The organism is Rhodococcus sp. APC 3903 (assembly GCF_030407755.1).
GTDB classification, from domain to species: domain Bacteria; phylum Actinomycetota; class Actinomycetes; order Mycobacteriales; family Mycobacteriaceae; genus Rhodococcus_F; species Rhodococcus_F erythropolis.
The window spans coordinates 1-1,220 of record NZ_JASDCV010000085.1 but is presented as its reverse complement, the minus strand read 5'-3'; the positions used below and the strand labels follow the sequence as shown (position 1 = coordinate 1,220).

Genomic DNA, 1,220 nt, shown 5'->3' with positions numbered 1-1,220 from the left:
TGACGATCACGGTCGTGTGGTCGGGGAACGTCACTTCCAGGCGTTCGCGCTCCTGCCGGCGGAAGGCGATGTCCGCATCACCCCACACGATCAGCGTGGGTAGTTGAGCGAGGTCGGGGAGGCCGGCCTCGACCTCGGCGAAGAAGTCACGGCTGGCGAGGATCCGGCCGGGAAGCACGGCGGTGGCTTGTCGTCGTTCTGGAGTGTCGAGTGCCAGTCTGTAGTGGGTCATCTCGGCCGTGGTCGGTTTCCGGCGGTGGTGCCCGGTGGGGAGGAAGGCGTTGACGAGTAGGTTGTGCCGGCGGACCAGGAAACGGATCGGGAGGCTGCCCATGATGCGAGCGAATGCCTCGAAGTGGAGAATCCCGTTGACCGGCCACGCCCAGGAGTTGATCAGAACCAGTCGATCGAAAACACCCGGTCGCCGCTGGGCGGCAGCCAGCCCGATCGGCCCGCCCCAGTCCTGGCCGACCAACGTGACGTCGTCGAGGCCGAGTGCGTCGACGAATCCGGTGACGACGTCGGCGTGTTCCTCTGGAAAGTAGCGGTAGCCGGGCTTGGGGGTCGAGAGGCCGAAGCCCGGATAGTCGAGGGCAATACATCGAAAGTCGGAGCGGAGCGCACTGATCGCCTCGCGCCAGAGGAATGACCAGGTCGGATTGCCGTGCAGCAGAAGTAATGTGGGACCAGATCCCTCGTCGACGTAGTGGACGGTATTTCCGTCGATGTCGACGAATCGACTCTCGAACGGGAACAAGTCGTCGTCGACCCAGGATGGCCTTGTTGTCGTCGTCATGCGCGCCCCTCGCAAAGTGGATGGTTGATATAGTGAAGCACACTTTATTTTAGAAAGCAGGTGTTATGAGCCGCGACTATGGCCAGTACTGCGGACTCGCCCGAGCTCTCGATGTGATCGGTGACCGGTGGAATTTGCTGATCGTCCGGCAGTTGTTGCTGGGGCCTGCTCGATACGGTGACCTGCGCGAAGCGCTCTCCGGCATCGCCACCAACCTGTTGGCCGGCCGCCTACGCGACCTCGAGACCGCTGGTGTGCTCGAAAGACGCCTGTCCGAAGACGGGAATGCCATCACCTACGCCTTGACACCGTGGGGTGCCGAACTCCGCGAGCCGATCAACGGACTGATCCGGTGGTCGACGCCGCTGATGATCCGCGGTCCAGAAGACGACGAGTTCCGGCCCGAGTGGATGTCGCTGGCCCT

The 1,220-nt window shown here is 63.1% G+C and carries 2 protein-coding genes; one reads left to right on the top strand and one right to left on the bottom strand.

Annotated features, from left to right (window positions below):
- The coding region (locus QMA15_RS32610; RefSeq protein ID WP_290289327.1) for an alpha/beta fold hydrolase at positions 1 to 796 on the bottom strand (796 nt) is incomplete at its 3' end.
- Between the two features lie 65 nt (positions 797 to 861).
- Here QMA15_RS32610 and QMA15_RS32605 point away from each other — a divergent pair.
- The coding region (locus QMA15_RS32605; protein ID WP_290289324.1) for a helix-turn-helix domain-containing protein at positions 862 to 1,220 on the top strand (359 nt) is incomplete at its 3' end.